The sequence below is a fragment of the Psychrobacter sp. H27 genome, assembly GCF_059072655.1.
The window spans coordinates 2589918-2616085 of the sequence record NZ_JCACRX010000001.1; the positions used below are offsets into that span (position 1 = coordinate 2589918).

At 42.9% G+C, this 26168-nt stretch carries 26 protein-coding genes and 1 tRNA gene; 13 read left to right on the forward strand and 14 right to left on the reverse strand.

Going from position 1 to position 26168, the window contains the following annotated elements; all coding sequences use genetic code 11:
* Window positions 1-6: 6 nt before the first annotated feature.
* Entirely contained in the window at window positions 7-540 is a 534-nt protein-coding gene (locus AC5JPY_RS10595) for a DUF2726 domain-containing protein (protein ID WP_319051728.1), read from the forward strand.
* 149 nt (window positions 541-689) lie between these two features.
* Here AC5JPY_RS10595 and AC5JPY_RS10600 read toward each other — a convergent pair whose 3' ends face one another.
* The 14 genes from AC5JPY_RS10600 to gatC all read right to left on the reverse strand — a co-directional run bounded on the left by AC5JPY_RS10600 (window position 690) and on the right by gatC (window position 16388).
* Window positions 690-1655: a DUF1853 family protein gene (locus tag AC5JPY_RS10600; RefSeq protein WP_493852432.1), complete on the reverse strand. Its 966-nt coding sequence runs from the start codon at window positions 1653-1655 to the stop codon at window positions 690-692.
* A gap of 102 nt (window positions 1656-1757) precedes the next feature.
* Window positions 1758-1937: a hypothetical protein gene (locus AC5JPY_RS10605; RefSeq protein WP_493852433.1), complete on the reverse strand. Its 180-nt coding sequence runs from the start codon at window positions 1935-1937 to the stop codon at window positions 1758-1760.
* Between the two features lie 100 nt (window positions 1938-2037).
* Window positions 2038-2931, reverse strand: a complete 894-nt coding sequence (locus AC5JPY_RS10610) for a hypothetical protein (protein WP_493852434.1) — start codon at window positions 2929-2931, stop codon at window positions 2038-2040.
* 1221 nt (window positions 2932-4152) lie between these two features.
* Entirely contained in the window at window positions 4153-5301 is a 1149-nt protein-coding gene (locus AC5JPY_RS10615) for a RelA/SpoT-related domain-containing protein (RefSeq protein WP_493852435.1), read from the reverse strand.
* On the reverse strand, window positions 5288-5731 hold the full coding sequence (locus AC5JPY_RS10620) for a Panacea domain-containing protein (protein ID WP_493852436.1): 444 nt from the start codon (window positions 5729-5731) through the stop codon (window positions 5288-5290). The genes AC5JPY_RS10615 and AC5JPY_RS10620 overlap by 14 nt, the downstream gene beginning before the upstream one ends.
* A gap of 1245 nt (window positions 5732-6976) precedes the next feature.
* Complete coding sequence (locus tag AC5JPY_RS10625) at window positions 6977-9526, reverse strand: DUF927 domain-containing protein (RefSeq protein ID WP_493852437.1); 2550 nt, start codon at window positions 9524-9526, stop codon at window positions 6977-6979.
* 25 nt (window positions 9527-9551) lie between these two features.
* Window positions 9552-10067, reverse strand: coding sequence for a KilA-N domain-containing protein (locus AC5JPY_RS10630; RefSeq protein WP_493852438.1), 516 nt, complete (start codon window positions 10065-10067; stop codon window positions 9552-9554).
* 3 nt (window positions 10068-10070) lie between these two features.
* Complete coding sequence (locus AC5JPY_RS10635) at window positions 10071-10355, reverse strand: helix-turn-helix transcriptional regulator (protein ID WP_493852439.1); 285 nt, start codon at window positions 10353-10355, stop codon at window positions 10071-10073.
* Between the two features lie 114 nt (window positions 10356-10469).
* Window positions 10470-11246, reverse strand: a complete 777-nt coding sequence (locus tag AC5JPY_RS10640; protein WP_493852440.1) for a hypothetical protein — start codon at window positions 11244-11246, stop codon at window positions 10470-10472.
* A 116-nt stretch (window positions 11247-11362) separates the two neighbouring features.
* A complete protein-coding gene (locus AC5JPY_RS10645) occupies window positions 11363-12604 on the reverse strand; it encodes a tyrosine-type recombinase/integrase (RefSeq protein WP_493852441.1) in 1242 nt (413 codons plus the stop codon).
* A 161-nt stretch (window positions 12605-12765) separates the two neighbouring features.
* Window positions 12766-12842: transfer RNA gene (locus AC5JPY_RS10650), tRNA-Pro, on the reverse strand.
* Between the two features lie 114 nt (window positions 12843-12956).
* Window positions 12957-14483 (reverse strand): Asp-tRNA(Asn)/Glu-tRNA(Gln) amidotransferase subunit GatB, encoded by a 1527-nt coding sequence (gene gatB / locus AC5JPY_RS10655; RefSeq protein ID WP_493852442.1) that lies wholly within the window; start codon window positions 14481-14483, stop codon window positions 12957-12959.
* Window positions 14483-15979 (reverse strand): Asp-tRNA(Asn)/Glu-tRNA(Gln) amidotransferase subunit GatA, encoded by a 1497-nt coding sequence (gene gatA, locus AC5JPY_RS10660; protein WP_493852443.1) that lies wholly within the window; start codon window positions 15977-15979, stop codon window positions 14483-14485. Before gatA ends, gatB begins: the two co-directional genes overlap by 1 nt.
* 94 nt (window positions 15980-16073) lie before the next feature.
* Entirely contained in the window at window positions 16074-16388 is a 315-nt protein-coding gene (gene gatC / locus AC5JPY_RS10665) for an Asp-tRNA(Asn)/Glu-tRNA(Gln) amidotransferase subunit GatC (protein ID WP_443526862.1), read from the reverse strand.
* A 615-nt stretch (window positions 16389-17003) separates the two neighbouring features.
* Between gatC and AC5JPY_RS10670 the strand changes: the two genes are divergently transcribed.
* The 12 genes from AC5JPY_RS10670 (at window position 17004) to rplV (ending at window position 26168) form a co-directional block, all read left to right on the forward strand.
* Window positions 17004-18041 carry a rod shape-determining protein gene (locus tag AC5JPY_RS10670; RefSeq protein WP_319052277.1) on the forward strand — a complete coding sequence of 346 codons (1038 nt, stop codon included), beginning with the start codon at window positions 17004-17006 and terminating at the stop codon, window positions 18039-18041.
* Between the two features lie 217 nt (window positions 18042-18258).
* A complete protein-coding gene (gene mreC / locus AC5JPY_RS10675; RefSeq protein WP_493843638.1) occupies window positions 18259-19116 on the forward strand; it encodes a rod shape-determining protein MreC in 858 nt (285 codons plus the stop codon).
* A 154-nt stretch (window positions 19117-19270) separates the two neighbouring features.
* Window positions 19271-19756 carry a rod shape-determining protein MreD gene (mreD, locus tag AC5JPY_RS10680; protein ID WP_493843637.1) on the forward strand — a complete coding sequence of 162 codons (486 nt, stop codon included), beginning with the start codon at window positions 19271-19273 and terminating at the stop codon, window positions 19754-19756.
* Window positions 19757-19899: 143 nt separating this feature from the next.
* The gene (locus AC5JPY_RS10685) at window positions 19900-20553 is read left to right on the forward strand and encodes a Maf family protein (RefSeq protein ID WP_493852444.1); all 654 of its coding nucleotides are present in this window, start codon (window positions 19900-19902) and stop codon (window positions 20551-20553) included.
* Between the two features lie 167 nt (window positions 20554-20720).
* Complete coding sequence (locus tag AC5JPY_RS10690) at window positions 20721-22325, forward strand: Rne/Rng family ribonuclease (protein WP_493852445.1); 1605 nt, start codon at window positions 20721-20723, stop codon at window positions 22323-22325.
* Between the two features lie 419 nt (window positions 22326-22744).
* Complete coding sequence (gene rpsJ / locus AC5JPY_RS10695; RefSeq protein ID WP_010196670.1) at window positions 22745-23056, forward strand: 30S ribosomal protein S10; 312 nt, start codon at window positions 22745-22747, stop codon at window positions 23054-23056.
* 42 nt (window positions 23057-23098) lie between these two features.
* Window positions 23099-23737 carry a 50S ribosomal protein L3 gene (rplC, locus tag AC5JPY_RS10700; protein ID WP_319052266.1) on the forward strand — a complete coding sequence of 213 codons (639 nt, stop codon included), beginning with the start codon at window positions 23099-23101 and terminating at the stop codon, window positions 23735-23737.
* Window positions 23738-23751: 14 nt separating this feature from the next.
* Window positions 23752-24354, forward strand: coding sequence for a 50S ribosomal protein L4 (gene rplD, locus AC5JPY_RS10705; protein ID WP_319052267.1), 603 nt, complete (start codon window positions 23752-23754; stop codon window positions 24352-24354).
* Window positions 24351-24701, forward strand: coding sequence for a 50S ribosomal protein L23 (rplW, locus tag AC5JPY_RS10710; protein ID WP_319052268.1), 351 nt, complete (start codon window positions 24351-24353; stop codon window positions 24699-24701). Before rplD ends, rplW begins: the two co-directional genes overlap by 4 nt.
* Before the next feature lie 11 nt (window positions 24702-24712).
* The gene (gene rplB, locus AC5JPY_RS10715; RefSeq protein WP_319052269.1) at window positions 24713-25540 is read left to right on the forward strand and encodes a 50S ribosomal protein L2; all 828 of its coding nucleotides are present in this window, start codon (window positions 24713-24715) and stop codon (window positions 25538-25540) included.
* Window positions 25541-25552: 12 nt separating this feature from the next.
* Complete coding sequence (gene rpsS / locus AC5JPY_RS10720) at window positions 25553-25828, forward strand: 30S ribosomal protein S19 (protein WP_010196682.1); 276 nt, start codon at window positions 25553-25555, stop codon at window positions 25826-25828.
* 10 nt (window positions 25829-25838) lie between these two features.
* Window positions 25839-26168 (forward strand): 50S ribosomal protein L22, encoded by a 330-nt coding sequence (rplV, locus tag AC5JPY_RS10725; RefSeq protein WP_021813373.1) that lies wholly within the window; start codon window positions 25839-25841, stop codon window positions 26166-26168.

Consider the following 26168-nt stretch of genomic DNA (forward strand, 5'->3'; position numbering starts at 1 on the left):
AAAACCATGTCATTTGGCGTTATATTTTTAATATTGGCCGTTGGGTTTTTAGGGCTGATTACGTTACCGAAACTGTCAGCCAGACGACGCCCAGTCGTTGAGCCTGACCCAAAGCCTGTGCGCGGCGACGAGCTGGCCATCTGGCCATTTGCACCGATGCCGATCATGACAGATACCGAGGTCATATTTTTTAATAAACTAAAAAATGCACTGCCTGAGTATCATATATTTGTACAAGTTCAGCTGTCACGAATCATTGAAGCCAATAGTGATGAGACATCTGAGCGCAGCTTTTGGTTCAATCGTATCTGTCGTCAGAGTGTTGATTATGTGATTGTAGATATTGATGCTCAGACCACGCTGCTTGCTATTGAGCTGGATGACTGGACTCACAATAGTAAAGCGCGGCAAAAAGCCGATGACAAAAAAGACAAAGCCCTTGCGAGTGCAGGTATCGCTATTGTCCGTTTTCACGCTGAGCGTATGCCGAGTGCCGATATGCTGAGATATGAGCTGATGCAAGTCATCGAGAGTTATTGAGTAGCTCATTAAATAGATCTGACGCTTGAAACAATATTGTTATTTAAGCCATACCGTCCAAACCATGTTCCTTATTACAGTACTGTTTGAGCTATTAGCCTTTAATCTACCTAAGCTAACTAAGTTGGTTTATCGATTTAATCTGGGTTTTATTCTGATTCTGTGTCTGAGTTCAGCCGTCTTGGGTAAATGACGATGGGTCTATCACCCTCAAAGTACAAACCTGTCCTAGGTAACTCGCTATCTGACCAACCTAGCTGCTGCTGACGGTCATTGTAAAAGCTGCGCTGAGTAAACCACTCAATATAATGCGCAGCTCGCAAAGCTGTAATGTCAATCGTAGCAAGACCTGCCTTGTCCCTCTTGTCACACCATTCATGTATCGGAAAGCTGGGTGTAAGCCACAAAGGCCACTCATAATCGCCAAGGTCAGTCGTGTTAATCGGTAAAAAGAATCGTCCTTTTATCACACCATAGCGCTTATCGATTTTTACCTTTCCTTGATCTTCAGTATCTACCCACACCGCTCGGAACTGCTTAGTCTGCATGTGCGTCATCTTGCGTTGTAGATTATCGTTGGAGTTGATCCCCACCCAGTTCTCAGGTTCAAACGGCGCAGACCCCATAAAGAATTTAATCGCCAGTTCCCAATGTTCGACCAGATTCTCTGCATGATTGTATAAAATCAAATCAAGTTCACCGACCGTCTGCTTACCATTATACAGCTGCACATTATTCGCCAGTGTCTCATACGGATGCAGGTTACGCGCATAGCCATCCTCTAACCAAAATGACAATAACCCTTCAAAATGAAAGCCCAAGCGATTGGGACTAGAACGCTTGAGTAAATAGCGAGTCAGTTCTTGGTAGGCGGTAGTGGTGTCTAACTCTGTGAGTCTATTCTCATACGCCTCAAACTGCGCCTGCCAAAATTGCGCACTATGTACAGCAACCGTATGTGTATTCTGATGCGGAGCAAAGTCTAGCCACTGCGTTAAAACATTGGGACACGCCAGTACATAAGCCAAATCGCGCACATAAGGTCGGCGGTAACGCTCCCAAGGTGCGTGGTCTGTAGAGCGCATGGAGGTAGGCTGAATGAGAGAGTCTGACATAGAATAAACCAGTGTAAAGATGTAGCATTTACCCTAACGGCTCGCTCTATAAAAGTCTATAGATGACAAGTATCTGCTAGGGTAGTGCTCAGTCTCTTGGCGTTAAAATACGATATTAATGTAATGGATATGGATGTTGATATCAGGGGGTGATAGCAGGTAAGGTAAAAGGATACTGAGTATGGTTTTTAGTACTGGTAGTAGCCACTTTAATAAGTAACTAGGAGCGTTATGCGGTGGCTGTTGTTCTGAATGAAGTGGGGTAGGATCTTGCTGTGTCATGTTTAGCTCCATACTTGCCATAACTTAATTGTTGCGGCTTATGGTTGCTAGTTTATGAAGTAAGGTCGTTCGATAGTTCTATATAGAAAATGGCAAAGTTCTATAGAACTTCATCAGCTTTCTTTAGCCATTTTGCGATGAAGTCTTTTTTAACAGAGAGTCCTAACACCTCAGCCTTAGCTTGAATAAGTTTATTAAGTTCTCCGTAAGGGTCGGCTAGATCTGCTTTGTCATATTCTGCCATTTTAATAAGTGTAGTCACTAAGGCTTGCATAGAACCTACGCTTTTATGATGTGTTGGTTCGTCATCAGTCGGTTTGTTCATTTGAGTTACCTTGCTATCTATGTATAGTTCTTTAATAACTTTTGGCTTATCAAGGGTCAAATCATAAGCGGAAGGTTTTAGGTTTAAAACTTTGCTTAATTCCTTAATATCAATATAGACATCTTCTCTTTCAATGATAATTGTGTCTTTCAAATCTTCATGACCGAAAGTACCTTCATAAACTGGTTTTTCGTTAAATAGGTTAGCGTGCCAGCCCGTTAAATAAATCTTGCCTTCTGAATCAACTCTATTAAGGACCTCTGCTTCATAAGTACCAAAATACTTGGAATCATTTATATGTAAAATAATCCCAGCATTTTGTTTTAATATAAACTTATTATTATCTAAATTTCTAAAAACAGACTTCCAACTGTCTTTGTTTGTGTTGGTAGAAAAAGCACCCCTCATAAATAGTGAATGGTCATCGCGAAAGTAACCATCAACGTACCACTTATTTTGAATATTCTCATGTTTACCATAAAAGTTATTATCAACTTTAGCTTGCGTAACAATATAACCTTCGAAACGGTAAACTGGGGTTATTTCTCCATTGTCTAAGGTTTTTTGTAAAAATTTCTCAGTTCCTAATATTTCAAAGATTGAGCCTTTAATTTTATTTTCTGTTATTGCTATCATTTCATCTAGTGATACATAACCTTTCACATTCACACCCCTACACCCTTAAATCAAAGTAGGTGCAAGGCAGTGACAGCATAAGAGTGTGTAAATAGCTGTCGTTCGGGTAATTAGTCCTAGCCTTACAGAGTTTCTATTATTCATTGCTCAATGAAGTATCATATAACTACCAATCAAATTTAGCACAAAAAAAAGCCAACCATTGAAAACAATGATTGGCTTTTCTCTTTACTGCTATGTTTGGTCGGAACGGCAGGAAGTAAAGTAAATTCCGTATGCCTTGAAATATATAGGGTTTATTGTTTTTAATATTGACGATACCAACAATAATACCAACAATAATACCAACAATAATACCAACAATAGTTTTTGATAATGCCCTTTTTTAGCTGTTTGCTGCTTCATTGGATATTATTTTGTAATTATTTTTACTGTTTGCCGTTTCAACATTTCTCAACACGGTAGGGCGGTGTAATTGTTCAGGACTTGGCAAGCGGTGACCGCTGCCTAAGTAGTTTTTATGCGTCCGAGTAATTAAAAATTTAGGGGGTTGCTTTTTGTTTGCATGGGGTTTAATTGCTAATGATTGCACGCGCTCGTTGAGTACCATTTTGATAGGTGCAAATATCGCACGTTTTATGTGCGTCTGGTAATTCGCGCCAATGGCTGTTATTGATTAATCCAAAACTGGATAAACTCCATTGGTGGTTAGGCGCAAGATTGCACTTATCTGCGTTCCCCAAGCTTGGGGGTAACTAATCAGTAATTTTTTACGTATTACAAAAAAGGCGCTCACTTGTCGCAAAATCCCCCCTCTTTTTATGGGCTCTAAAAAGTTGGGATGCTTTAGATAAATGTGAGCAAACTTGCGTATATGAAGTCAAATTGATACATGTGAAAATGTCCGTTGAAAGTGGTGTGGTAGGAAATAACGAAGAGAAGATATAAGAGTTGATAGCTAAAGATGGTTGTTCTTAGGAAGGTGAATAGCTTGTTATATGAAAATGTACCTTAGATCAAGTTTCAATCTATACTTGCTTTAAGGAGGAATTCAAGATTATTTTTTCGAAAGCTTATGCCTTTATCTCAAATAGTTTATCTAGTTTGGATTTTAGTGTGACCGCTTTATTTGAATTACATTTCCAGCTTAGGAACTTCTCCATTTAGGGGAGTCGAAAGTTTATCCTAAATTTTGAGCTCATTGGATAAAGAACATATAAAGTTATGATAGGGAAAGTTATTAAAGATAATAAGCTAATCTACTTTTAAGCCTTCAGATAACAGCTGATTGTACCTACTAATAAAGTCCTCACTATTTAGGAAGTAATTTGGGTAAGCCTCATTAACATTATCTACTGATACTAACACCACATCGAACCTATCGCTGTCTTGGTGCTTTTTCTCCAGTTGTGCATAGTTTTCGTTAGCTCTCTGCTCGTCACTATAAGGCAATACCCTAGTTTCATGAGACTCTAAGTCTAACTGTATTAGATAACATTTGATCTTAGAGTCATCTTGTAAAGGTACAGAAATAATGTCCTTGAATGTCCTACCTACCTCTTTCAGCTTCTCAATAATTTTTAGTTCTTCGTCAAGCTTATTCAATTCGGTACATATTTCAAATTTTGTTAATTGCTCGCAGCTCTCAGGTAACAATTCCCCTTCTGCTTTTGAGAATAGTGCGCTTGTAAGAAGAAAAAAAGATTTGTACTGCTCATCACCTTTTCCAGTCTTAAATGAGATGCGTTTTAACGAACCTAGAATTTCTACAGTGGTTGCCCATTCATGTTGAATTTTGGTACGTATCTGCAACTCTATCCTAACAAACTTACCATCAGATATTTCACATTTAAAAATTTGATGAACCCCTCTATAGCCATCAGACTTTGGCTTTTTGATGCGATCATTAGTTTTAATTTCTTCGTCTATGCAAACTGCTCTTAAAATTTCACAATCATTTTCATCATTAATAAAATCATTTAGATCATTCATATTAGTTAAAATTATTCTAACACCAGCTAAATCATCCATTCTCGACAATTGCATTCTAGGCATTCTGTCTAGCTTTATCATTATGGAGTCGAGTCTTTTAACACGAGAAGAAACAATACTGCTTTCTAACAATCCTAAGCGCTTTAATTTACTTTCTAATAACGGAGCAAACTTCTGAAGGGCTAATGTATGGTTTTCTCTATACTGCTTAAGTTTAAGAAGTGCCTCACTATACTCTTCTTTGTCTTTATCTTCCTTTCTGCAAGAACGTATAACATCCCCTGCCTTTCTAATATCTTTTTTAGATACAAACAAAGAGAGTGGCGCTTCTTCTGAAGCGACACTCTTTTTAACATCATCAAACTCTGTTTTTATTTCTAGATTCATAATTACGTTATCAAACTTTGCCATCTAACATATCTTGCAGATTGATAAGCGTGTTCAGACTTCCTTTCGACCATGCAGTTTCTGGTTGATGTGTCATCCAAGATAGCTCCATGCCACTATAACCGCCATAAGTATCAACTATTTTATCCAAAAAACTGATTACATGACGATCGTTTGGATCAATAGCTTGAGGTTCATTCCACATATCTAAACCTAAAGAGCTTATACTGCTAGCACCGAACTTTTTAAACTCATGATAGATTTCAGGTAAGACAGGACCATATTGCCAACGCTCAAAATACCCATCAAACAAAGGTGTTTGATATGATTTTAAATACCATGTTTGAGCAAAAAACATTAACTTTTGCAACTTCATAGGGGTTAAGTTATGCATTTTTCCATAATTTGCTTTTTCAATGAAAGCATTTGCAATAGCAATAGCTGAATATTTCATAATAACCTCCTTAGGTTGATTAGCGAATATTTAGAAGAAAGAGACATTGAGGAAGTTACAACTGGAAGGGCATATATTCTACAATATGCTAAAATATTTAAAGAGTACATTTAGAAAAGGTAAATATAATGTAACTTCAATTCGAAGTAGGTAGATCAAACTAAAATATATCTTCAATTTTTTTAAGCTGTACATTATATCATGAACATGATATAGACAGCTATGAATTTGTAGCTAAAATATTAACACTTAGCGAACATATCCAGTTGTAGCTGGCGATCAAGATATACTCAAAACTGAGACTATTTTTTCACCTAATAGTACGATATTCTTAATTTTGAATGATGACCAAGGTTTGATGCTGTGGCTAGTGCTGGCATGGTGATTATCTCTCAAGGTTATCTAAATCATTAAGAAAATTATATAATCTTAACAAGATCAATGGCTATCACATGTAGTGGTCAAAATTATTGGTATAGTTTGGACACTATTTGGATTCCAACAGTTGGAGTATATCTTATAAAGCCCTCGCTGTGACCTGCTTAACATGCATAATCACAGCCATTTCTATGGACTCAAAAAAGTCAATTAGTCCCTGAATGGATACATCCAAATCTGGACACATCTATCTCTTCCTAAGATGTCCGAAAACTCACGTAAACCTAAATCATGTTTGATCCTCCCACCTTTGGGGTTATCTTTGACCCATTACAGCTCTACTATAATTTAGCCCTAAAATTGCCTTGTAGCACATGATTGGTAAGTGTCTGCGCTCCATTAACTTTTTATCAATCCGTATCTAAATAGTTAACCTAAATCATGCTTAATACGCACCTGTGCTTTGCTCATCTATCTTGTTTTACGGCTCTAACCTATTTCATTGATATAATTCCGCTATAAGCTAATAATAGCAATGCTTTGCACTATAGTAATCCTTATTATTTTTTTAAAATCGGTAAAACTTGGTAAAACTAAATTCATTTTGTAGCTATACATTTCTACACTTTTAGCTGTGTGGTGATATTCCCCATACAGTTTTAAACCTTAACAGGCTGCCAGTGCTCAAACTGATCTCACGATAAACATCAGGCACAAAAAAAGGCAGACGATAAACGCCTACCTGTGATTATTTTTTCTTTACCTTAGTTTTTTGCTTGGGACACTTGGGACAACGGGACAACGCCGGTAATTACTGGCTTTCAGCTGTCCCAGCCCTTTTTTAGCCTTTGGGACACTTGGGACAGATTAACAAATTGAGCCATTCTGTCCCAGCTGTCCCAGTGGTGTTTTAGTGCTTGGGACAGGGTCTAGCCCTTGCTGTGTATAGCTTGTCCCAGTTGTCCCAGCTGTCCCAGTGCTTTTTGTAGTTTCACAACTTAATATCTCACCTTTGACCGCATAAACACGCTGGCGGTTCTTTTTGAATGGTAAAGGCACTCTACACGTTTTACGGTCACTTTCAGTCACATTCAATAATCCAGCGTCATCTAATACTTGTAAGACTTTGCTTTTGTTAAATGGTGAACAGACTTCATCAAAGGTACTGGTAGAGAAATAATATTCCCCTGTGTCGTAATTGTGATAACCAGCACGGTTGGTTGTCTTGGGTTCAAAGTCTTGGTACGTGTGAATGTGGCACGGTTGAAAACGACTTGATCCGTGCTGTTCAATAAATGCCTTGATATGATCTATGATTTGGCGCTGCTCATGCTCACCATCACGCCCGTAGTTATCGAGCCAGTTATCTAAGCATGTCATCACGGCTGTCGTTGCTTGTCCTGCTTGCCACCCTGTAATACCTGCGCTTGTTGCTATCTCTCCAGCTGCACTCACGATAGCGAACCGTTTAGCCACTCTATGCGCCTGTGCTGTCAGGTCGCTGTACTGACTCATAAAGTCATCTACAAGCTGCCCAGCGGTGGCGGTGGTCGCTGCTTTGTCACTGGTGATATGTTCTAGCCATGCAATGCCAGCTGATCCATAGTAAGCGTGTGACAGCTCTTTAATCCTATCAGCTTGTGCTTCGCTTGTATCTGCCAGTACCAAACTATCAAAGGTCTTTAACCCCTTGCCAGCATCAGCATCAATATGCGCGACTCGAACCTCAATACCTGCATTGGTTTTCTGTCCTGCTTGCGCCATGAAGTTTTGTAGCGACTCCTCACCATTGGACAAAAAGATAATGCGCCATGTTTTGGCTATGCGATTGTGTCCCGTGGTGGTGCTGCGCCCTTTACCTTGACCATTAGCCAGCATGTAAACGGTTTTACCTACTATTTTGGGATCACATTCGCTGATCTCATCAAGTGGCAGAAAACTGTCATTGTGCTCGCTTGCTGTGCCCTCTAGGGCGTTGTCTGTGCTGCGCCATGTCTTAACGTACCTGTCAGGGTTGCCCCATACACTAGCAGCCAGTTTAAGCGATAGGGACTTGCCCATGCTTGATGAACCTAAAAAGTGAAAACCGCCCCCGTCATACTCTAATAACTCCAGTAATTGACCTGCAAACGCGCAAGCAATAGAGAACACAAAACGGCTTTGTTCTGCTAGTGGCTTGCATAAGTTATCGCGCCATTCGGCTAATGTGCCTTGCTGGGTTAGGGTGCTGTTAATGCTATTTGCAGACTGATAGACAATAAGCTGCTTACCATCGCTGCCTATGGCTCTGTCAGGTAATATATATTGCTTATCATGCCAGCCCAACTTATCCACGCATAACGCCCGTTTGTGGATAGGGTAGTTTTGAATATAGGTATCTAAGTAGCTGCGCTGTTTGGGGTTGGTGGTAATGTTCAAGCCTTGACTAGCCAGCTCTTTGCGATACTCACGGGCATCACCTTGAAGTAGTGATAACGGCATTGACCATTGATGTTTTACGTTGTCATCGTCACGCCATTGCAATAACCGCCCCCATGTACCGCTACTGGTGTCTCTTGTCTTAGCGATAACCTCAATCGGTGAACAAACAAACGCCTTAAACTTGAAAGTGATGTTTGCTGGGTCATCATCGTTATACTTCACGAAAAACAGCCCATCGTGGTAAAGCTCAAAACGCCCATCACTGTAAATCATTGGCTCATTCAGCTGGGGATCATCGCGCCATTCAGGATAGTAGGCAGTATCTTGTAAATTGATTAGCTGGGTGTCACTGTCTGCCAGTATCGCTTCATAGCTGTCATTTTGTAGCATAGTGACGATATGAGCCACAGTAACCAATGCTTGCGCCCTCACACCTGCCAATAAGTTTATCAAGCCCTTGTCATCAAGTGTCATAGGTACGGTAACAAGTGAACCGCTGCTCCAGTGCTGCACCATCTTTTTAAGGCATTGCTTTGTTTGTTGAGGGCTAATGATGATTGTTTTATCACTATCTATCAGGTAGCTGTAAACCTCGATACCATCATCTAGATCATTAAAGGCTATCACCTCACTGGCTTTGTTTGGCTCACCAATGACGATAGCGCCATACCCTGTAGGATCAATAACAATAGGCTTTGCTTTGCTGTTGGGTGTGTAGAATACCGCGCCTACTATATCGCCTTGTTTGTCGGTCAATGCTAAGCCTATGGTGTTGGCTGTTGGTTCGGTTTTGCCAATTTGTTCACCATAATATATAGTAGTATCACCTGTAACGAATAGCAGCCGTTCAGGTTCTAGCATGTCATTGAGTTTGATTAAAAACGGATCGTTTGCCAGCTGGTCCTCTGTAGCTGGCTTGCAATCCTGTAAGAGAGTATGAGCGCCCATGTTGTCCGCATGGGCTTTTTCACGGGTATTTGTTGGTGTGGTGGTCATTTAGTCCCCCTTGCTCTTGACAGGCTCAGCTGGCGCGTGGCTCTATAAAAAGGCTAGGTTGCATCTGTCTCAGGGTGCTATCAATATCTTGCTTTATTTGTGGCTTGATCTGCTTACCACCAATGCAAAGGAAACGTCCTGCGCTAGTTAGTCCATCATCAACCACCTTTAGATCATGGCATAAGTCATTGAGCCGTTGGCTAAGTTGGTTTTGCTGATTAGCTATTGAGTCAAAGGCGCGTATAACCAATAATTGAAAGCGTGGGCTGATCCACATCGCATAGCTATAGACTAGTTCACGGCATACGAAAGTACCTTGCTGCTCTGAGTCACCACCTTGAATAACTTTGTAAGCTATTGAATTTGTTCCGTTGCTCATATCTGAGCAACGCTCTATTTCATAAATTAAGCCCTTTGTGACTTCCAATCTTATAAAATTTGCTGGCTTGTGCTTTTTATCACTGCCACTGGCTCTATGTAGGTCATTAAGTGAGTAAAGCCCGTCTTTCATACCTATATTATTTTCTGAGATAGTAAGCATAATCTACACCTCGCTTGTAGTTGAGGTGTGAGAGTTGAGCCATTCGTGAACGTCGGCATAGCTCCATGCGGTCATGGTGGGGCTTAGCTTCTTACCAGCTGGGAAACGTCCATCTTTTGACCATTCAAAAAGAGTGGTTTTGCTAAAGGGCAGGAATGGCAAAATGTCCTTAGCTCTGCCCATGCCTGTAGTCGGCAAGTACTGTATAGGATTGTTTGCGGTGGCTAGTTTGGTGTCGTTCGCGGTGTTATCAGTAAAAGCGATAACAGAGGTTTGTAGATGTGTCATTTTTATAGCTCCATGTCAGCTGTAACGGTGTGCTACGGCTTTCAACATGGCTCTATGATATGTAGTGGAACTTCACATGGGTTCTATAGTAGATAGCAAGTTATCTATAGTAGATTACTTTAATGGCTTTATATTATTAATACGTGACAGCCATTTGCCTACGGCTTCGCTCTCAAGTGTTAAACCATCATTTTGCAGTATTGTAGTAATACTAGCGTTTAAAGACGGTTTATTTTGGCTGTATGGTTTTGAGTTATCTAAATTAGAAAGTTGAGCCATTGCATACATTACCCTATCTAAAGCTCTATAGGCTTGATGAGGTACTTTGCTTAAGTCATCAGCTGACTGGTTTATCTGTCTATCTAATTTTTTCTTAAGTTCAGCTAATTCTGCTTCAAGTTCAGTTATACGCTCCTGATCTGATTGTTTAATTTTCAGGCTATTTGCTTTTATTGCATCATTGAAAGGTGTATTAGGCACATCAACTATTTCAAAATTAATTAACTTTTCTTCCATCAAAGGAGGGAATAGTAATAGTTCGGATTTTTTTAAGAAACTATATGGACAACTTTTTATGTAGGCTCGCAGTTCTGAACCAACATCAAAACATAGCCACTCAAAGCTTTTATTACCTTCATATATCCAATCTTCATTATGCATGAATAATATAGCTTGAATTTCTCGCAAATAGCTATTAATTGAAGAAGAAGTTTCAGGCATTATTTCATAGTTAAAAATATAATAAGATCTAACGCTTTGAATATCATAGTGAATTAGAAACGATACAACGCTATATAATGGCTGATTATTATCTTGTGATAGCTGACAAATAAAATCTTCAAAGCTTATGTAGTTTTCTAATGGTTTGGTTACTTTGTGCATCAAGTCCATAATCACACCCCTACACCCTTAAATCAAAGTAGGTGCAAGGCAGTGCCAGCCTAAAGGTGTGTGAACGGCTGGCTTTCGGGTAATTAGTCCTAGCCTTGCATAGTTGGTACTAAGCCTTAGCCTAGATTTTGTTTTTGTCCTTTAAAGTCTGCACGGATCACGTTGTCTATTTTTCCAGCGTAAGCATTATCAATGAAGTTTGCCCAGTCATTCATCATATCTTTTCTGTATGGTAGGTGCTGCGCTCCATTGTATGCCTTGCTGATCTTGTTCTCTTTTTCATGTGCCAGCTGTAGCTCTATCGCTTCGTGCATGTATTCTTGTTCGTGTAGGGTAGTGCTGGCAAGTCCACGGAAGCCGTGCCCTGTCATACGTCCTTTATAACCCATGCGCCATAGGGCAGTGATAAAAGCATTGGTACTGTATGGCTTACGGGTTGAGGTATTAAAGAAAACATATTGATCCGAAAAACCTAGCGCCTTGATCTGTTCTAATAATGCCATTGTTTGCGGTGACAATGGTACTAGGTGCGGTCTATCCATTTTCATTTTGTCGGCTGGTATGCGCCATATTTTGGCTTTATAGTCTATCTCTGACCATTCCATGAAGCGCAATTCTTGCGTTCTTACAAACGTATAGCACATAAACCATAAGCCCAGCTTTACCAGTAGATCACCCTCATAGGCGTTAATGTCTTGTAGTAGCTTTGGTAATTGCTGGCTAGTGATACGGCTATGGTGCTTCACCTTATGCGGTTTTAACGCTTCGGTTAGGTCGGTGGCTGGGTTGAGATTGGTTAAGCCCTCACGTATGGCTTGTTTGAATATCTGCCCCGTTTGACGTATTGCACGCCTTGCCATGTCAGCTGCGCCCCTCGCTTCGATAGCTTTACCAATGGCTAAAACATCAGGCGCGGTTATGTCCTCTATATTCATGTGACCAATAACGGGTTTAATATCGCGCTGGTACTGTGAATAGTCACGGCTATAGGTGGTAGGGGCTATATGCGCTTTGCGGTCATCGTGCCAACGCTGCGCTATGGTATCGAATGCCCTTGATCCGTCATTGTCTGCTTGTGTCTTTTTCTTATCGTCTTTAGGGTTCACACCATCAGCTATCAAGCGTTTAATCTCAATATTACGCTGGCGTGCATTTTGAAGGCTCATTACTGGATAAGTGCCAATAGTGAGGGTTTGCTGTTTACCTTGCCAGCGGTAGGCGCTGATCCATGACTTAACGCCCGTATAACGCACCCATAATTGCAACCCGTTACCGTCACTGTGTTTATCAGGTCGTTTTGTATCAATAGAGGTGGGGCTAGGGGCTAGCTTGTTGATACTGGTATGGGTTAGGGGCATGGGGTCTATCCTTTGTTGGTATTATTGTTGGTATTGCTCGATACCAACAATAATACCAACATTCTATATGGAACGCCATACACCTATAAGATAGTGAAAACCTGAAAAACGCCCAAAATAAAGGGCAGACGGTCTATGACGGTCTGCCCTAAATCTATGTTTGGTCGGAACGGCAGGATTTGAACCTGCGACCACTACACCCCCAGTGTAGTGCGCTACCAGACTGCGCTACGCCCCGAATGACTGACTATTTTACGCAAAATTATGTATATTGCAAGGGCTATTTATACTAGCCAAAATCTACTACATCATTCTACGTATCACAGCCAGTATTGCTATTGCGCAGGTAGCTTTAACCCAATAGCTCTTTTAGGATTTGGTTGACTTGCTGCGGGTTGGCACTACCGCGACTGGCTTTCATGACTTGACCGACCAGACCGTTAAAGGCTTTTTCTTTACCGCCGCGATATTCTTCTACCATCGCTTCATTTTTTGCAATGACGTCTTCGACCATGGCTTTGATAGCGCCCGTGTCAGTTTCTTGCTTGAGACCTTTGTCTTTGATGATCTTATCTGCCGCGTCATCATCATTGCCACCTTCGCGCTCATATAGAGCACTAAAAACTTTCTTGGCCAGTTTGCCAGATAGCGTGTCATCTTTAATACGTTTTAGCATACCAGCCAACTGTTTGGCGCTGATAGGAGAGTCGACGATGTCTTTGTCATCTTTGTTCAGTGCGCCTAGCAAGTCGCCCATGACCCAGTTGCCAGCCATCTTGGCATCTGACTGACCGATTTCAGCCACCACATCTTCGAAGTAATCGGCAAGTTGACGACTACCAGTCAGGATACGTGCGTCATACTCTGACAGACCAAGCGCTTCTTCGAAACGTGCACGACGAGCAACTGGTAGCTCTGGCATCGCTGCTTTGATGGCATCAACCGTATGCTGCTCGATACGGACAGGTAGCAGGTCAGGATCAGGGAAGTAGCGATAGTCGTTAGCGTCTTCTTTGGTACGCATGGTACGCGTTTCGTCGCGCTCTGGATCATATAGCATCGTCGCTTGAACGACTTTACCACCATCTTCAATGATATCGATTTGACGCTCAATCTCACGGTTGATAGCACGCTCGATAAAGCGGAATGAGTTTAGGTTCTTTAGCTCAGTACGTGTACCAAGATCAGCGCCTGGCTTGCGCACAGAGACGTTACAGTCACAGCGGAACGAGCCTTCAGCCATTACAGCGTCTGAGATGCCAAGCCACGTGACCAGCTGATGAATGGCTTTGATGTAAGCCAATGCTTCGTTCGCTGAGCGCATGTCTGGCTCAGATACGATTTCGATCAGTGGTGTACCAGCACGGTTAAGATCGACACCGGTCATACCGTCGACTGCGTCATGCACTGATTTACCTGCATCTTCTTCTAGATGCGCGCGGGTGATACCCATACGTTTAGGGTATTCGTTCTTCTCGCCCTCATTGACCACGACATCGATATAGCCAACGCCGACGATAGGATTGGCCATCTGAGTGATTTGATAGCCTTTAGGTAGGTCAGGGTAAAAGTAGTTTTTACGGTCAAATGTATTAAACAGACCCAGCTCAGCATTGACACCAATACCGAATTTTAACGCGCGATCGACCACGCCAGCATTTAGCACTGGCAATACGCCAGGCAGTCCCAAATCGACGATACTTGCCTGGCTGTTTGGCTCATGACCGAAGTCAGTCGGCGCACTTGAGAATATTTTACTTTCTGTGTTTAGCTGGCAGTGAATCTCGATACCGATGACCACTTCATAACCATCAACAAATAGCTCTTTACGCACGGCGGGTTCACGGGCGGCATTGTTATCAGTAGTTGCTGTGTTCATTATACCGTCTCCTTTGCGATGGCTGAGTGTTGTAAGTGATGGTCTGTATGCTGCTGGAACAGATGCGCAGTTGTGAGCAGTTGACTCTCTTGCCAGTGCTTACCGATTAACTGTAGGCCAATAGGTAGACCTTCTTTAGTCAAACCAACTGGTTGGCTAAGTGCAGGTAGACCTGCTAAGTTGACCGCAATGGTGTAGACATCACCCAAGTACATCGTTGCAGGGTCAAGATCTTCACTCAGCTTATAAGCTGCTGTCGGTGCTGTTGGGCTAGCAATCACATCACAGCTAGCAAAGGCTTCATCGAAGTCTTTGACGATTAGGCGACGAATCTTCTGTGCTTTTGTATAGTAAGCATCGAAGTAGCCAGCCGATAGCGCATAAGTGCCGGTCAAGATACGGCGCTGTACTTCAGGGCCAAACCCTTCAGAGCGTGAGCGTGTGTATAGATCGATCAGATCCGTTGGGTTCTCACAGCGATAGCCAAAACGTACGCCATCAAAGCGTGATAGGTTCGATGATGCTTCAGCAGGCGCTAACATATAGTAAGTGGCAAGCGTGATCTCAGGATCAGTGATGTTCACTTCTACAATCGTCGCGCCCAGTTCTTCGTATTTTTTCAAGGCAGCACGGGCTGCTTGCTCAACTTCACTATCAAGCCCTGCGCCAAAGTATTCTTTTGCCACACCGATACGAAGACCTTCAAATGGCTTATCACTAGCAGCAGCCTGAGCGTCATTGATATCTTGTACGTAGTTAGGCATCTCATGTTTGATAGAGGTGGCATCACGCGGATCATGACCAATCATTGGCTGTAGCAGGTAAGCGCAGTCTTTTGCGCTACGTCCCATGCTACCGGCTTGGTCTAGACTTGAGGCATAGGCAATCATACCAAAGCGTGACACACGGCCGTAAGTAGGCTTGATACCGGTTAGTCCGCAGAATGAAGCAGGCTGACGAATAGAGCCACCCGTGTCACTACCGGTAGCAACTGGCACAAAACCAGCGGCAACCGCGGCAGCACTACCACCTGATGAGCCACCAGGGACGCGCTCTAGGTTCCAAGGGTTCTGTACCGTACCGTAGTACGAGCTGCTGTTGTCTGAGCCCATCGCAAACTCATCCATGTTGAGCTTGCCCAAGCTAATCATGCCAGCGTTGTCGATGTTAGAGACGATGGTCGCGTTATATGGTGAGACAAAGTTATGCAGCATCTTTGAACCACAAGTCGTCAATACGCCTTGGGTACAAAAGATGTCTTTGTGCGCCATAGGCACGCCAAGTAGCGGACGCTTATCGCCTTGTGCACGCATCTCGTCTGCTGCTTTTGCTTGTGCACGTGCAGTCTCAGAAGTATGCGTGATAAAGCTATTGATCTTGCTGTCTAGTGCGTCGATGCGCTTGATATAGTGCTCGGTTAATTCCGCGCTGCTAAATTGTTTGTCTTGCAAGCCCATAATGAGCTGATCGGTACTTAATAGATGAAGTTCAGACATAAGGTGTCGTCCGTCAAAATGTTAATAGCATAAAATAAGATGAGATAATGGCAAATACGTGATTAAGCGCGCTAATCACTGTCATGTGACATGACTATTCGATCACCTGTGGTACCAGATACAAGCCATCTTCAACGGCAGGCGCTACCGATTGATTGCGCTCGCGTTCGATATCGTGCTTGGCCACATCGACACGTAGCTCTTGGCAAGCTTCGTGGATATTGGCTAATGGCTTGATGTCTGTGGTATCTACGTTAGATAACGTGTTCATAAGTTTTAATACTTTACTGATATCGTCGGCATAGCTATCGGCCGTGCTTTCATCGACACCCAAGCGTGCAAGGTTGGCCACTTCTAGGATTTCTTCACGGCTGACAGTGTTGTCAGACGTTGCTGATTGCTGAGACATAGTTTCTCCAGTTAAGGACAGTTTTTGTTAGAGTAGGGGTAGGGCGAATATATAAGCGCTCAAATGTAATTGGTTATAAAGTTGGCTTATTATAAAGCATCTGACTCAAGTTTACAGAGTATGAGGCTTGATTGATGCACAATATCAACCAAGATGGACTGATGATATAAGGGTATATAAACAGAGCGACACAAACATTTGCAAAACTACGCGTATAATTGGCGATTGATTCTCAATTGCTCCCCAATTAGGTTCTAAAATACGTTACAGTATGCATCTGCTGTTAAGTAAAACAATCATCTGCCTGTAGAGCCTTGTTAGTTATCAGAATAAATGATGTTTCATTGAATGGAATGATAGTCACTATTATTTCAAACTTTGTAACAACTTTTGGCGTCTAAGACAAAAATCCTTGCTTACTGATGCAAATATCTATGTTTTTTTCGAGCTAAATCGGTATAATTTAGCTCAGTTTTTCATTTCATCATTATTGCTTAGGTTTGACGAGTTGCGATGACTTAATTTCGCTGCCGTTACTGTCTAACGATGACCTGCTCAACACTGACGAGTAACCCCTCAGTCAATCTCATTCGCCTCATTCGTAAGACGCTGGATATATTAGTCATGAACCTGTTTGGATTTTTATCAAATAATATCGCTATCGACCTCGGTACTGCGAACACCCTAATTTTTATTCCTAATAAAGGCGTCGTGCTTGACGAGCCCACGGTGGTCGCGTTACGAAGCAATCGTACTCAAAACCCGACCGTCGCTGCTGTTGGTATTGATGCCAAGCAGATGTTAGGCCGTACGCCTGCGAATATTACAGCGATTCGCCCGTTGAAGGACGGCGTGATTGCTGATTTTGAAGTGACGCAAAAAATGCTAAAGCACTTCATTGCTAAAGTAAAAGCCAAGCGTTTTATGGCGCAGCCTAACGTGGTGGTCTGTGTACCCTGTAAGTCTACATTGGTTGAACGTAAGGCGATTCGCGAAGCGGTATCATCAGCGGGCGCAAGCAAAGTGTTGCTACTAGAAGAGCCTATGGCTGCGGCTATCGGCGCTGGCATGCCTGTTCACGAAGCCAGTGGTTCTATGGTCGTTGATATTGGTGGTGGTACGACTGAGATTGCCGTTATCGCGCTGTCTGGTTGTGTCTATGCTGAATCTATTCGCATCGGTGGCGATATGTTTGACGAAGCGATTATCACACACGTACGCCGTACACACGGTTGTGTGATCGGTGAGACGACCGCTGAGCGCATCAAAAAAGAAGTCGGCTCTGCATTGAATGAAGACAGCAAGCTAGAGGTAGAAGTGCGTGGTCGTAGTATGGCAGAAGGCGTACCAAAGACCTTTATCGTCAATTCAGAAGAAGTGCAAAAAGCATTAACCGACCCATTGAGCGGTATTATCAGCGCTGTAAAAGTAGCCCTTGAGCAGACACCGCCAGAGTTATCATCAGACATCGCTGAGCGTGGTATTGTATTGACGGGTGGCGGCGCATTGTTACGCGATCTTGATAAGCTTATCTCACAAGAGACAGGATTGCCAGTGACTGTAGCAGAAGATCCATTAACCTGTGTTAGCCGCGGTGGTGGTATTGCGCTTGATTTCATCAATAACAAAAGCTTGAACATGATTTTTGTTTAAGTAGCGTTTACTCATGAGTGTGAGGTTGTCGTTATAGCGTCTATCATGCTTTATGACAGCTAAATATTCTGTGAGATCGCAGTTTACAATATTAAAGGTAGCCAGTTGTGCTGCCTTTAATTGCATTGAACCATGCTAGAACCCAATATTATCGATAAACACTCACGCTCTAACCCCGTGCTATTGCTCATTTTAGAATTCTTAAATTAGACGACTTATGACCCCAAGTATTTTTGCGCGCCAGGCATTATCACTTCGTAAGACTGCTATCGTATTGATAGTGGCCTCAGTACTGATGTGGTTTGATAGCAAAAATTCGGAATGGTTCAATCCAGTGCGTAACACCAGTCATGCCGCTATGCAGCCTATTTATGAGCTGTCTTTGTTGCCCAGTTATGCCAAGCATTGGGCGAGTGGTAGCCTACAATCAAAAGAAGCACTGCGCCGCGAAAACATGCAATTAAAATCGCAACTTATTCATGCACATGCAAAGCTGCAGCAGCAAGATTATATCTTGGCACAAAATGCGCGCTTGCAAGGTATTTTGTCGACGACCAAACCCGAGCAGTTTGATCTTAACTTGGCTCAAGTTATTGGTACCGATACCAACCTGCTCAGACAGATTGTTGTGCTCAATAAGGGCGAGCAAGATGGCGTGCAAGTTGGACAGACAGTCATTGATGAAGATGGTATTTTGGGGCAGATTATCAATGTCTATCCTAATACCAGCCGCTTACTACTGATTACTGATGAGCAGCAGTCAGTTGCAGTCACTGTCAAGCGTACTGGTCAGCGGGCTATCGTGACAGGTCAGGGTATCCCGTCTGCGTTAAGCCTTAACTATGTCTTTAAGACCTCAGATGTACGCGTTGGTGATGAGTTGGTATCGTCGGGATTGGGTGGACGTATCCCAGCAGGCTATCGTGTTGGTCGTATCGCTCATATCAAAGACGAGCAAGCCGATAATTTCAGAAGTATCGAAATTACGCCCGCTGCCAACTTTATTGATAATGCCTATGTGTTGATACTCCAAGACAAGATGCCCAATAAAAACAATACTATTATGAGTCAGTAAACATTGATCGCATCATGTTTAGCGTAAAGCTATCGAATAGCTTGCTCGTTAGGTAACTCTGTTATCAAATGGTACTCACAGTATTTGCCCTTTTAGTATTCATCCCACAATAAATATAACAGTCGCCACCACACAATCGCTAAGGTAAGTACTCATGTCGTATCCTGATTCTGAGAATTCAACGGCGCTATTGATTGTGGTCATTGCCCTAAGCTTTATCGTTGCCTCCTCACTTAATGTCTATCCATTAAGTCCTAGTATGGCAACCTTGCGCCCTATGGTTATGATTATGGTGCTGATCTATTGGCTTCTATTTCAGCCGCGCTATGTTGGTATCTTTACCGCATTTACTATTGGGCTTATTGCAGACTTACTGATGGATACACATTTGGGGCAGCAAGCGTTTGCAGCGGTTGTGGTTGCCCTTGTGATCAAGATTGTCAGCATCTATGTCAGGCAGTTAAACACAATTAGTGCGTGGTTGATCGCCAGCTTAGGGTTGTTCGTTTTCCAGTTGAATTTATGGATACTGCAACTGTTTGTCCAAAACGTTTTTGTCGCAAAATCTGCTCTATCACTCATCATGAGTATTATCAGCTGGCCACTTATACTGTTGGCGCTACGCAAATTCGCACGTTAATGACAGCGCTGTTATTAATGGTTGCTATCAATGGTTGCTATCAATGGTTGCTATCAATGGTTGCTTTGTCACAGTCGCTTTTGCATTTGCCAATCTATTCAGCAAACCCATACATTATATTTTGATAAATAAAGAGAAAAGCGATGAATATTATTTTAGCGTCTGGTTCGCCGCGTCGTCGAGAGTTACTAACCAGAGCACAGTTAGATTTTAGAGTTCTAAGCGTAGACATCGATGAGACCAAGCAAGTTGATGAGTTGCCAGAAGACTATATCGAACGTATGGTCGCGACCAAAGCTGCTGCTGCTATAGAGCAATTAAACCAAACACTGAATATAGATGAGGATAGCTTTGCCGAGTCAGTTGTTATTCTGACCTCCGACACCATTGGTGTACTGCCGGATGGTAAGACAGTCCTGGTCAAACCAGTCGATCGCGAGCATGCTTATCGTATGTGGCAGCAGATGTCTGACAATGTTCATGAAGTGTGGACAGCTGTGCAAGCAACTCGAGTACAGTTGCTATCAAAAAAAGAAGGCCATACACCAGGCCGTATCAAAGACTTTCAGGTTGTTGATCAGCAGCAATTCACTGAACGTACAGAGGTGACCTTTATACCGCTGACCACGCAGATGATGAGCGATTACTGGGATAGCGGAGAGCCCGCTGATAAAGCAGGCGGCTATGGCATTCAAGGTTTAGGTGCCGCTTGGGTTGACCGTATTAACGGCAGCTATACCAATGTTGTCGGTCTGCCATTGGCACAAACGTTGGCATTGATCAAAAATATGTCATAGGGTAGCGAGAACACATAGTACAGGGTGAACGCAATCAACCTACCATGTCGAATATGCACATAATGACACGGTAGGGTAATGGGCAAGAGCAAGCAGCATTTGTTACACTGTCAAACGAATAGGCGATGAACGCCTAATAAGAAAGCTAAAAGATAAGAGAAAAAACTATGTCCGAAGAGCTGCTGATTAATATTAGTCCAATGGAGTCCCGTGTTGCGGTTTTAGACAACGGCATCTTGGGTGAGATTTATATTGAGCGACATCACAAACTGGGTTTGGTAGGCAATATCTATTTGGGTACGGTTGTACGTGTCCTTCCTGGTATGCAGGCAGCTTTTGTCGATATCGGTCAGTCAAGAACTGCATTTTTGCATGTCAACGATATGCAGCGAGAGCCACGCCCAGTCGCAGAAAATAAAAATAAAACGGTTGCAGAAACCAAAAAAGAAACCGGTGATAGTAGATCGGCTATAGAGACCTCTGCAGACAACTTAGAGGTAACCCCGCCAGTTGTCAGTGCAAAAAGTACTGAGGTCGTGCCTGCGTCGAAGACTTTGATTCAACACCGTTTGCACGAAAGCCAGCGTATCTTGGTGCAGGTGACCAAAGATCAGTTGGGTAGTAAAGGCGCGCGTTTAACGACCAACATATCGCTACCATCACGTTATTTGGTTTATTTACCGTCAAGCGATCATATTGGTATATCACAGCGTATCGATGGTGACGAAGAACGTACGCGTCTAAAAACTGAGCTGAGTAGCTTGATGCAGACAGTCAACCTAAAAGGCGGTCTCATTGCTCGTACTGCTGCTGAGCGTGTTCCTGTCGATAAGCTAGAAGAAGACATCTATTATTTACTACAGCTATGGCGTACTATCTGTGCGCGTCGTCAAGAGATCAACCACAACCAGAGCTCAGAGCTTATTTATCAAGAGTTGTCTCTACCGCTGCGTTCTATCCGCGACCTAGTGCATGCTGATACCGAAAAAGTCATCATCGATAACACACAGATTTATGAGCAAATAAGATACTTTGCCAAAGAGTTTGTACCATTTGTATATGACAGAATCGTGCATTATACGGCAGAGCTGTCATTGTTTGATGTACACCGTGTCGAGGATGACTTGCGTGATGCCCTAAAACGCCGTGTTGATCTAAAATCTGGTGGGTATCTAATCATCGACCAAACAGAAGCAATGACCACTATTGATGTCAATACGGGCTCTTTTGTGGGTGGTCGTTCATTAGAGGACACCGTCTATAAGACCAATTTAGAAGCCACACATGCCATTGCGCGTCAGTTGCGTCTACGTAATCTGGGCGGTATTATTATCCTAGATTTTATCGACATGCTGGAGCAACAGCACAAAGATGATGTACTAGAGAGCCTACAGTCACAGCTTACTCAAGACTATGCCAAAACCAAGATTACACAAGTCAGTGAGCTTGGATTGGTGGAGATGACACGTAAGCGTACACGTGAGTCATTAGGTCAGCAGCTTTGTGAGCCTTGTTCTACCTGTCAGGGTCGCGGGTTCGTAAAAACCGCAGAAACGGTTTGTTTTGAGATATTCCGTGAGATCATGCGATGTGCTCGTACATATAACTCTCCCAAAAAATTCACGGTAGTGGCTCATGCGGCAGTTATTGACTTACTACTCACAACAGAGTCAGACACAGTAGCCGATTTAGAGTATCTACTAGGTAGAGTGATTACTTTTGATGTAGAAAACCTATATACCCAAGAACAGTACGATATTGTTCTGGATTAGCGATATCAATAGTTATTATTAAGCGCAGTTAATAGGTCTAAGTAATAAATAAACTTATATGTGAGAAATTTTCAGAGTTGGTATATGAAACTCTCAAATATATTGCCCTTGCAATGACCAAAATACTGTGTATAATATACACCACTGAATTATATACGCGCAGCTGAACAGAAAAGCTGGCGCTATTACAGCTGGAGCATCGTTTCTAGCACTATTTCATTATGCCTTTGCTGACATCCATTATAGGAGGGTCGGCGGGGCTTTAAACTATTTTGCTTTTGGCACGCTATAAGTTCGGATAAAGAACTCATTCTGGTTAAGAACAGAAGGCCGCTTTAAGTGAATATTTAACCAAACTGCTTTTGATCATGATCTTGCAACGCAAGAATGACGAAAGCACATATTAGGAGCTTGCTGGCATGGCTAACCAGAGAATCCGTATCCGTCTTAAGTCTTTTGATCATCGTCTGATTGATCAATCTGCACAAGAGATTGTTGATACTGCAAAGCGCACCGGTGCGCAAGTTTGTGGTCCTGTACCGTTGCCGACTCGCATTGAGCGCTTCAACGTTCTAACCTCACCACACGTTAACAAAGACGCTCGTGATCAGTACGAAATCCGTACTCATAAGCGTATGGTTGATATCGTTCAACCTACTGACAAAACTGTGGATGCGCTAATGAAATTAGATTTAGCGGCGGGTGTTGACGTTCAAATTGCTTTGGGTTAATGCACACCCAACCCATTAATATAAGATATAAAGAGGTCTAAAATGGCGATCGGTTTAGTCGGTAAAAAGTGCGGCATGACCCGTGTCTTCACTGAAGCAGGCGCATCTATCCCTGTAACAGTAGTTGAGGTCGATGCAAACCGCATTACTCAAGTAAAAAGTACTGATGTAGATGGTTATCAAGCCATCCAAATCACTACAGGTACCCGTCGTGACAGCCGCGTAACTGCAGCACAAAAAGGTCACTTCGCTAAAGCTGGTGTTAAAGCTGGCCGTGGTGTTTGGGAATTCCGTGCCAACGAAAGCGATCTTGAAGGTCGTGAGATTGGTGGCGAGATTCTAGCTGATTTGTTCGAACAAGGTCAGATGGTTGATGTGACAGGACAGAGCAAAGGTAAAGGCTTTCAGGGTCCAGTAAAGCGTCACAACTTTAGTATGCAAGATGCTACTCATGGTAACTCAGTGTCTCATCGTGCGCATGGTTCAACTGGTCAAAACCAGTCACCAGGTAAAGTATTCAAAGGCAAGAAGATGGCGGGCCAGATGGGTAACAAGCGTGTTACTGTTCAAGGCCTAGAAGTGATTTCGGTTGATGCCGAAAAAGGGTTACTTGTCATCAAGGGTGCTATCCCAGGTGCCACCGGTGGCGATGTTATCGTACGTCCGTCAGTCAAAGCCTAAGCAAGGGGATTAACGTGGATTTAAAAACAGTTACAGGTGCGGCGGTTGAGCTTTCTGATACGGCTTTTGGTCGTGAATTCAACGAAGCACTAGTGCATCAGGTCGTCACCGCTTATTTAGCTGGTGCTCGTCAAGGTACACGCGCACAAAAAACCCGTGCCGAAGTTTCTGGCGGTGGTATCAAGCCATGGCGCCAAAAAGGTACTGGTCGCGCTCGTGCGGGCTCTATTCGTAGCCCAATATGGCGTTCAGGTGGTCGTGCATTCGCTGCAAAACCACAAGATTGGTCACAGAAAGTAAACCGTAAAATGTATCGCGGTGCGATGCAGTGCATCCTAGCAGAATTGATTCGTCAAGAGCGTCTGATTTTGGTAGAAGAGTTGAGCGTTTCTGGGCCGAAAACTAAAGAACTGATTGCAAAGCTAAATGAGCTTGGTGCACCTCGTGCATTGATCGTCACTAAAGAAGTTGACGAGAACTTATACTTAGCTGCTCGCAACATTCCACACGTCAACGTACTTGGTACAGGCGAAGTGGATCCAGTGAGCTTGATCGCATTTGATAAAGTGATCATGTCAGTTGAAGCTGCGAAACAATTTGAGGAAGCACTAGCATGAACAACGCAAGACTTTATCAGGTCTTAAGAGGACCTGTATTCTCAGAAAAATCTCAAATGCTTGGCGACTCACTTGGTGTGCAGGTATTTAAAATTGATTCTAATGCTACTAAGCTTGAAGTCAAGAAAGCAGTTGAGTTGATGTTTGAAGGTGTTGAAGTTACTAAAGTAAACACTTTGAATGTTAAAGGTAAGACAAAGCGTTTTGGTAAAAGCATCGGCCGTCGTAACGACTATAAAAAAGCCTATGTTACCTTAAAAGCTGGTCAAGATGTACAAATGGCTGATGCTGGTGAAGACGTAGCGAACACTACTACTTCTACTAGTGAAACAGCGAATAACGAATAAGGATTACACTCATGCCTATCGTAAGAGCAAAGCCAACATCACCAGGCCGTCGTTTTGTTGAAAAAGTGGTGCATCCACACCTTTATAAAGGTCGTCCTTATGCAGCGCTTCTAGAATCAAAAAGTAAGTCAGGTGGTCGTAACAATAATGGTCGTATCACTACTCGTCACATTGGCGGTGGTCATAAGCAACATTATCGCATTATCGACTTCAAACGTACTAAAGACAATATCCCGGCAACGGTAGAGCGTATTGAATACGATCCTAACCGTACTGCACATATTGCACTACTTAAGTATGCTGATGGCGAACGTCGTTACATCATTGCTGCTAAGAAACAAGCAGTTGGTGATACTGTAATGTCAGGTGAGACGTCTCCAATTCGTCCAGGTAACTGCCTACCGCTAAAAAACATCCCATTGGGTACTGTGATTCACAATATCGAGCTTAAAATCGGTAAAGGTGCACAGATGGCTCGTTCTGCGGGTGCTAGCGTTCAGTTATTAGGCCGTGACGGTATCTACGCTATTATACGTCTACGCTCTGGCGAAACACGCCGTGTACACGTAAATTGCCGTGCTGTTATTGGTGAAGTTTCTAACACTGAAAACAACTTGAAATCACTTGGTAAAGCTGGTGCTTCACGTTGGCGTGGTGTTCGTCCTTCAGTTCGTGGTGTCGCTATGAACCCGGTTGATCACCCACATGGTGGTGGTGAAGGTCGTAACAAAGGTCGCCATCCAACTAGCCCTTGGGGTCAGAAGTCTAAAGGACTTAAAACGCGTCACAATAAGCGTACTGACAACATGATCATCCGCCGTCGCGCCAAGAAGAAATAAAGGAAGAATTTCATGCCTCGTTCATTGAAAAAAGGTCCATTCATAGACGCGCACTTATTTGCTAAAGTTGAGAATGCATTAGACACCAACTCACGCAAGCCAATTAAAACTTGGTCGCGCCGCTCGATGATCCTACCACAAATGGTTGGCTTAACTTTATCTGTCCACAACGGCCGTACTCATGTACCGGTTATCGTAAGTGAGCAGATGGTTGGTCATAAACTAGGTGAATTTGCCCCGACTCGTACGTATCGTGGTCATGGCATTGACAAAAAAGCTAAGAGATAAGGTGCTTACCATGGAAGTAACTGCAAAATTACGCGGTGCCGCCATATCGGCACAAAAAGTTAGACTCGTTGCTGATGAAGTTCGTGGCAAATCTATTGAGCGTGCTTTGGATATCCTAACGTATAGCAATAAAAAAGGCGCTGTGTTTGTTAAGAAATGTCTTAACTCAGCCATCGCCAATGCCGAACATAATCACGGCCTAGATATCGACGACCTTAAAGTCGCTACTATCTATGTTGATGAAGGCATTACGCTAAAACGTATCCTACCACGTGCCAAAGGTCGCGCTGATCGTATCAGTAAGCGTACTTGTCACATCACTATAAAGGTAGGAGAATAA

Coding starts and splice junctions, on each gene's coding strand:
- rplB (WP_319052269.1), top strand. CDS start 24,713: ATGCCTATCGTAAGAGCAAAGCCAACATCACCAGGCCGTCGTTTTGTT.
- AC5JPY_RS10645 (WP_493852441.1), bottom strand. CDS start 12,604: ATGCCCCTAACCCATACCAGTATCAACAAGCTAGCCCCTAGCCCCACC.
- rpsS (WP_010196682.1), top strand. CDS start 25,553: ATGCCTCGTTCATTGAAAAAAGGTCCATTCATAGACGCGCACTTATTT.
- gatC (WP_443526862.1), bottom strand. CDS start 16,388: ATGTCTCAGCAATCAGCAACGTCTGACAACACTGTCAGCCGTGAAGAA.
- rpsJ (WP_010196670.1), top strand. CDS start 22,745: ATGGCTAACCAGAGAATCCGTATCCGTCTTAAGTCTTTTGATCATCGT.
- rplW (WP_319052268.1), top strand. CDS start 24,351: ATGAACAACGCAAGACTTTATCAGGTCTTAAGAGGACCTGTATTCTCA.
- AC5JPY_RS10630 (WP_493852438.1), bottom strand. CDS start 10,067: ATGCTTACTATCTCAGAAAATAATATAGGTATGAAAGACGGGCTTTAC.
- AC5JPY_RS10690 (WP_493852445.1), top strand. CDS start 20,721: ATGTCCGAAGAGCTGCTGATTAATATTAGTCCAATGGAGTCCCGTGTT.
- gatB (WP_493852442.1), bottom strand. CDS start 14,483: ATGAACACAGCAACTACTGATAACAATGCCGCCCGTGAACCCGCCGTG.
- mreC (WP_493843638.1), top strand. CDS start 18,259: ATGACCCCAAGTATTTTTGCGCGCCAGGCATTATCACTTCGTAAGACT.
- AC5JPY_RS10615 (WP_493852435.1), bottom strand. CDS start 5,301: ATGGCAAAGTTTGATAACGTAATTATGAATCTAGAAATAAAAACAGAG.
- AC5JPY_RS10595 (WP_319051728.1), top strand. CDS start 7: ATGTCATTTGGCGTTATATTTTTAATATTGGCCGTTGGGTTTTTAGGG.
- AC5JPY_RS10600 (WP_493852432.1), bottom strand. CDS start 1,655: ATGTCAGACTCTCTCATTCAGCCTACCTCCATGCGCTCTACAGACCAC.
- gatA (WP_493852443.1), bottom strand. CDS start 15,979: ATGTCTGAACTTCATCTATTAAGTACCGATCAGCTCATTATGGGCTTG.
- AC5JPY_RS10640 (WP_493852440.1), bottom strand. CDS start 11,246: ATGGACTTGATGCACAAAGTAACCAAACCATTAGAAAACTACATAAGC.
- AC5JPY_RS10635 (WP_493852439.1), bottom strand. CDS start 10,355: ATGACACATCTACAAACCTCTGTTATCGCTTTTACTGATAACACCGCG.
- rplV (WP_021813373.1), top strand. CDS start 25,839: ATGGAAGTAACTGCAAAATTACGCGGTGCCGCCATATCGGCACAAAAA.
- AC5JPY_RS10625 (WP_493852437.1), bottom strand. CDS start 9,526: ATGACCACCACACCAACAAATACCCGTGAAAAAGCCCATGCGGACAAC.
- AC5JPY_RS10685 (WP_493852444.1), top strand. CDS start 19,900: ATGAATATTATTTTAGCGTCTGGTTCGCCGCGTCGTCGAGAGTTACTA.
- AC5JPY_RS10620 (WP_493852436.1), bottom strand. CDS start 5,731: ATGAAATATTCAGCTATTGCTATTGCAAATGCTTTCATTGAAAAAGCA.
- AC5JPY_RS10605 (WP_493852433.1), bottom strand. CDS start 1,937: ATGACACAGCAAGATCCTACCCCACTTCATTCAGAACAACAGCCACCG.
- rplC (WP_319052266.1), top strand. CDS start 23,099: ATGGCGATCGGTTTAGTCGGTAAAAAGTGCGGCATGACCCGTGTCTTC.
- mreD (WP_493843637.1), top strand. CDS start 19,271: ATGTCGTATCCTGATTCTGAGAATTCAACGGCGCTATTGATTGTGGTC.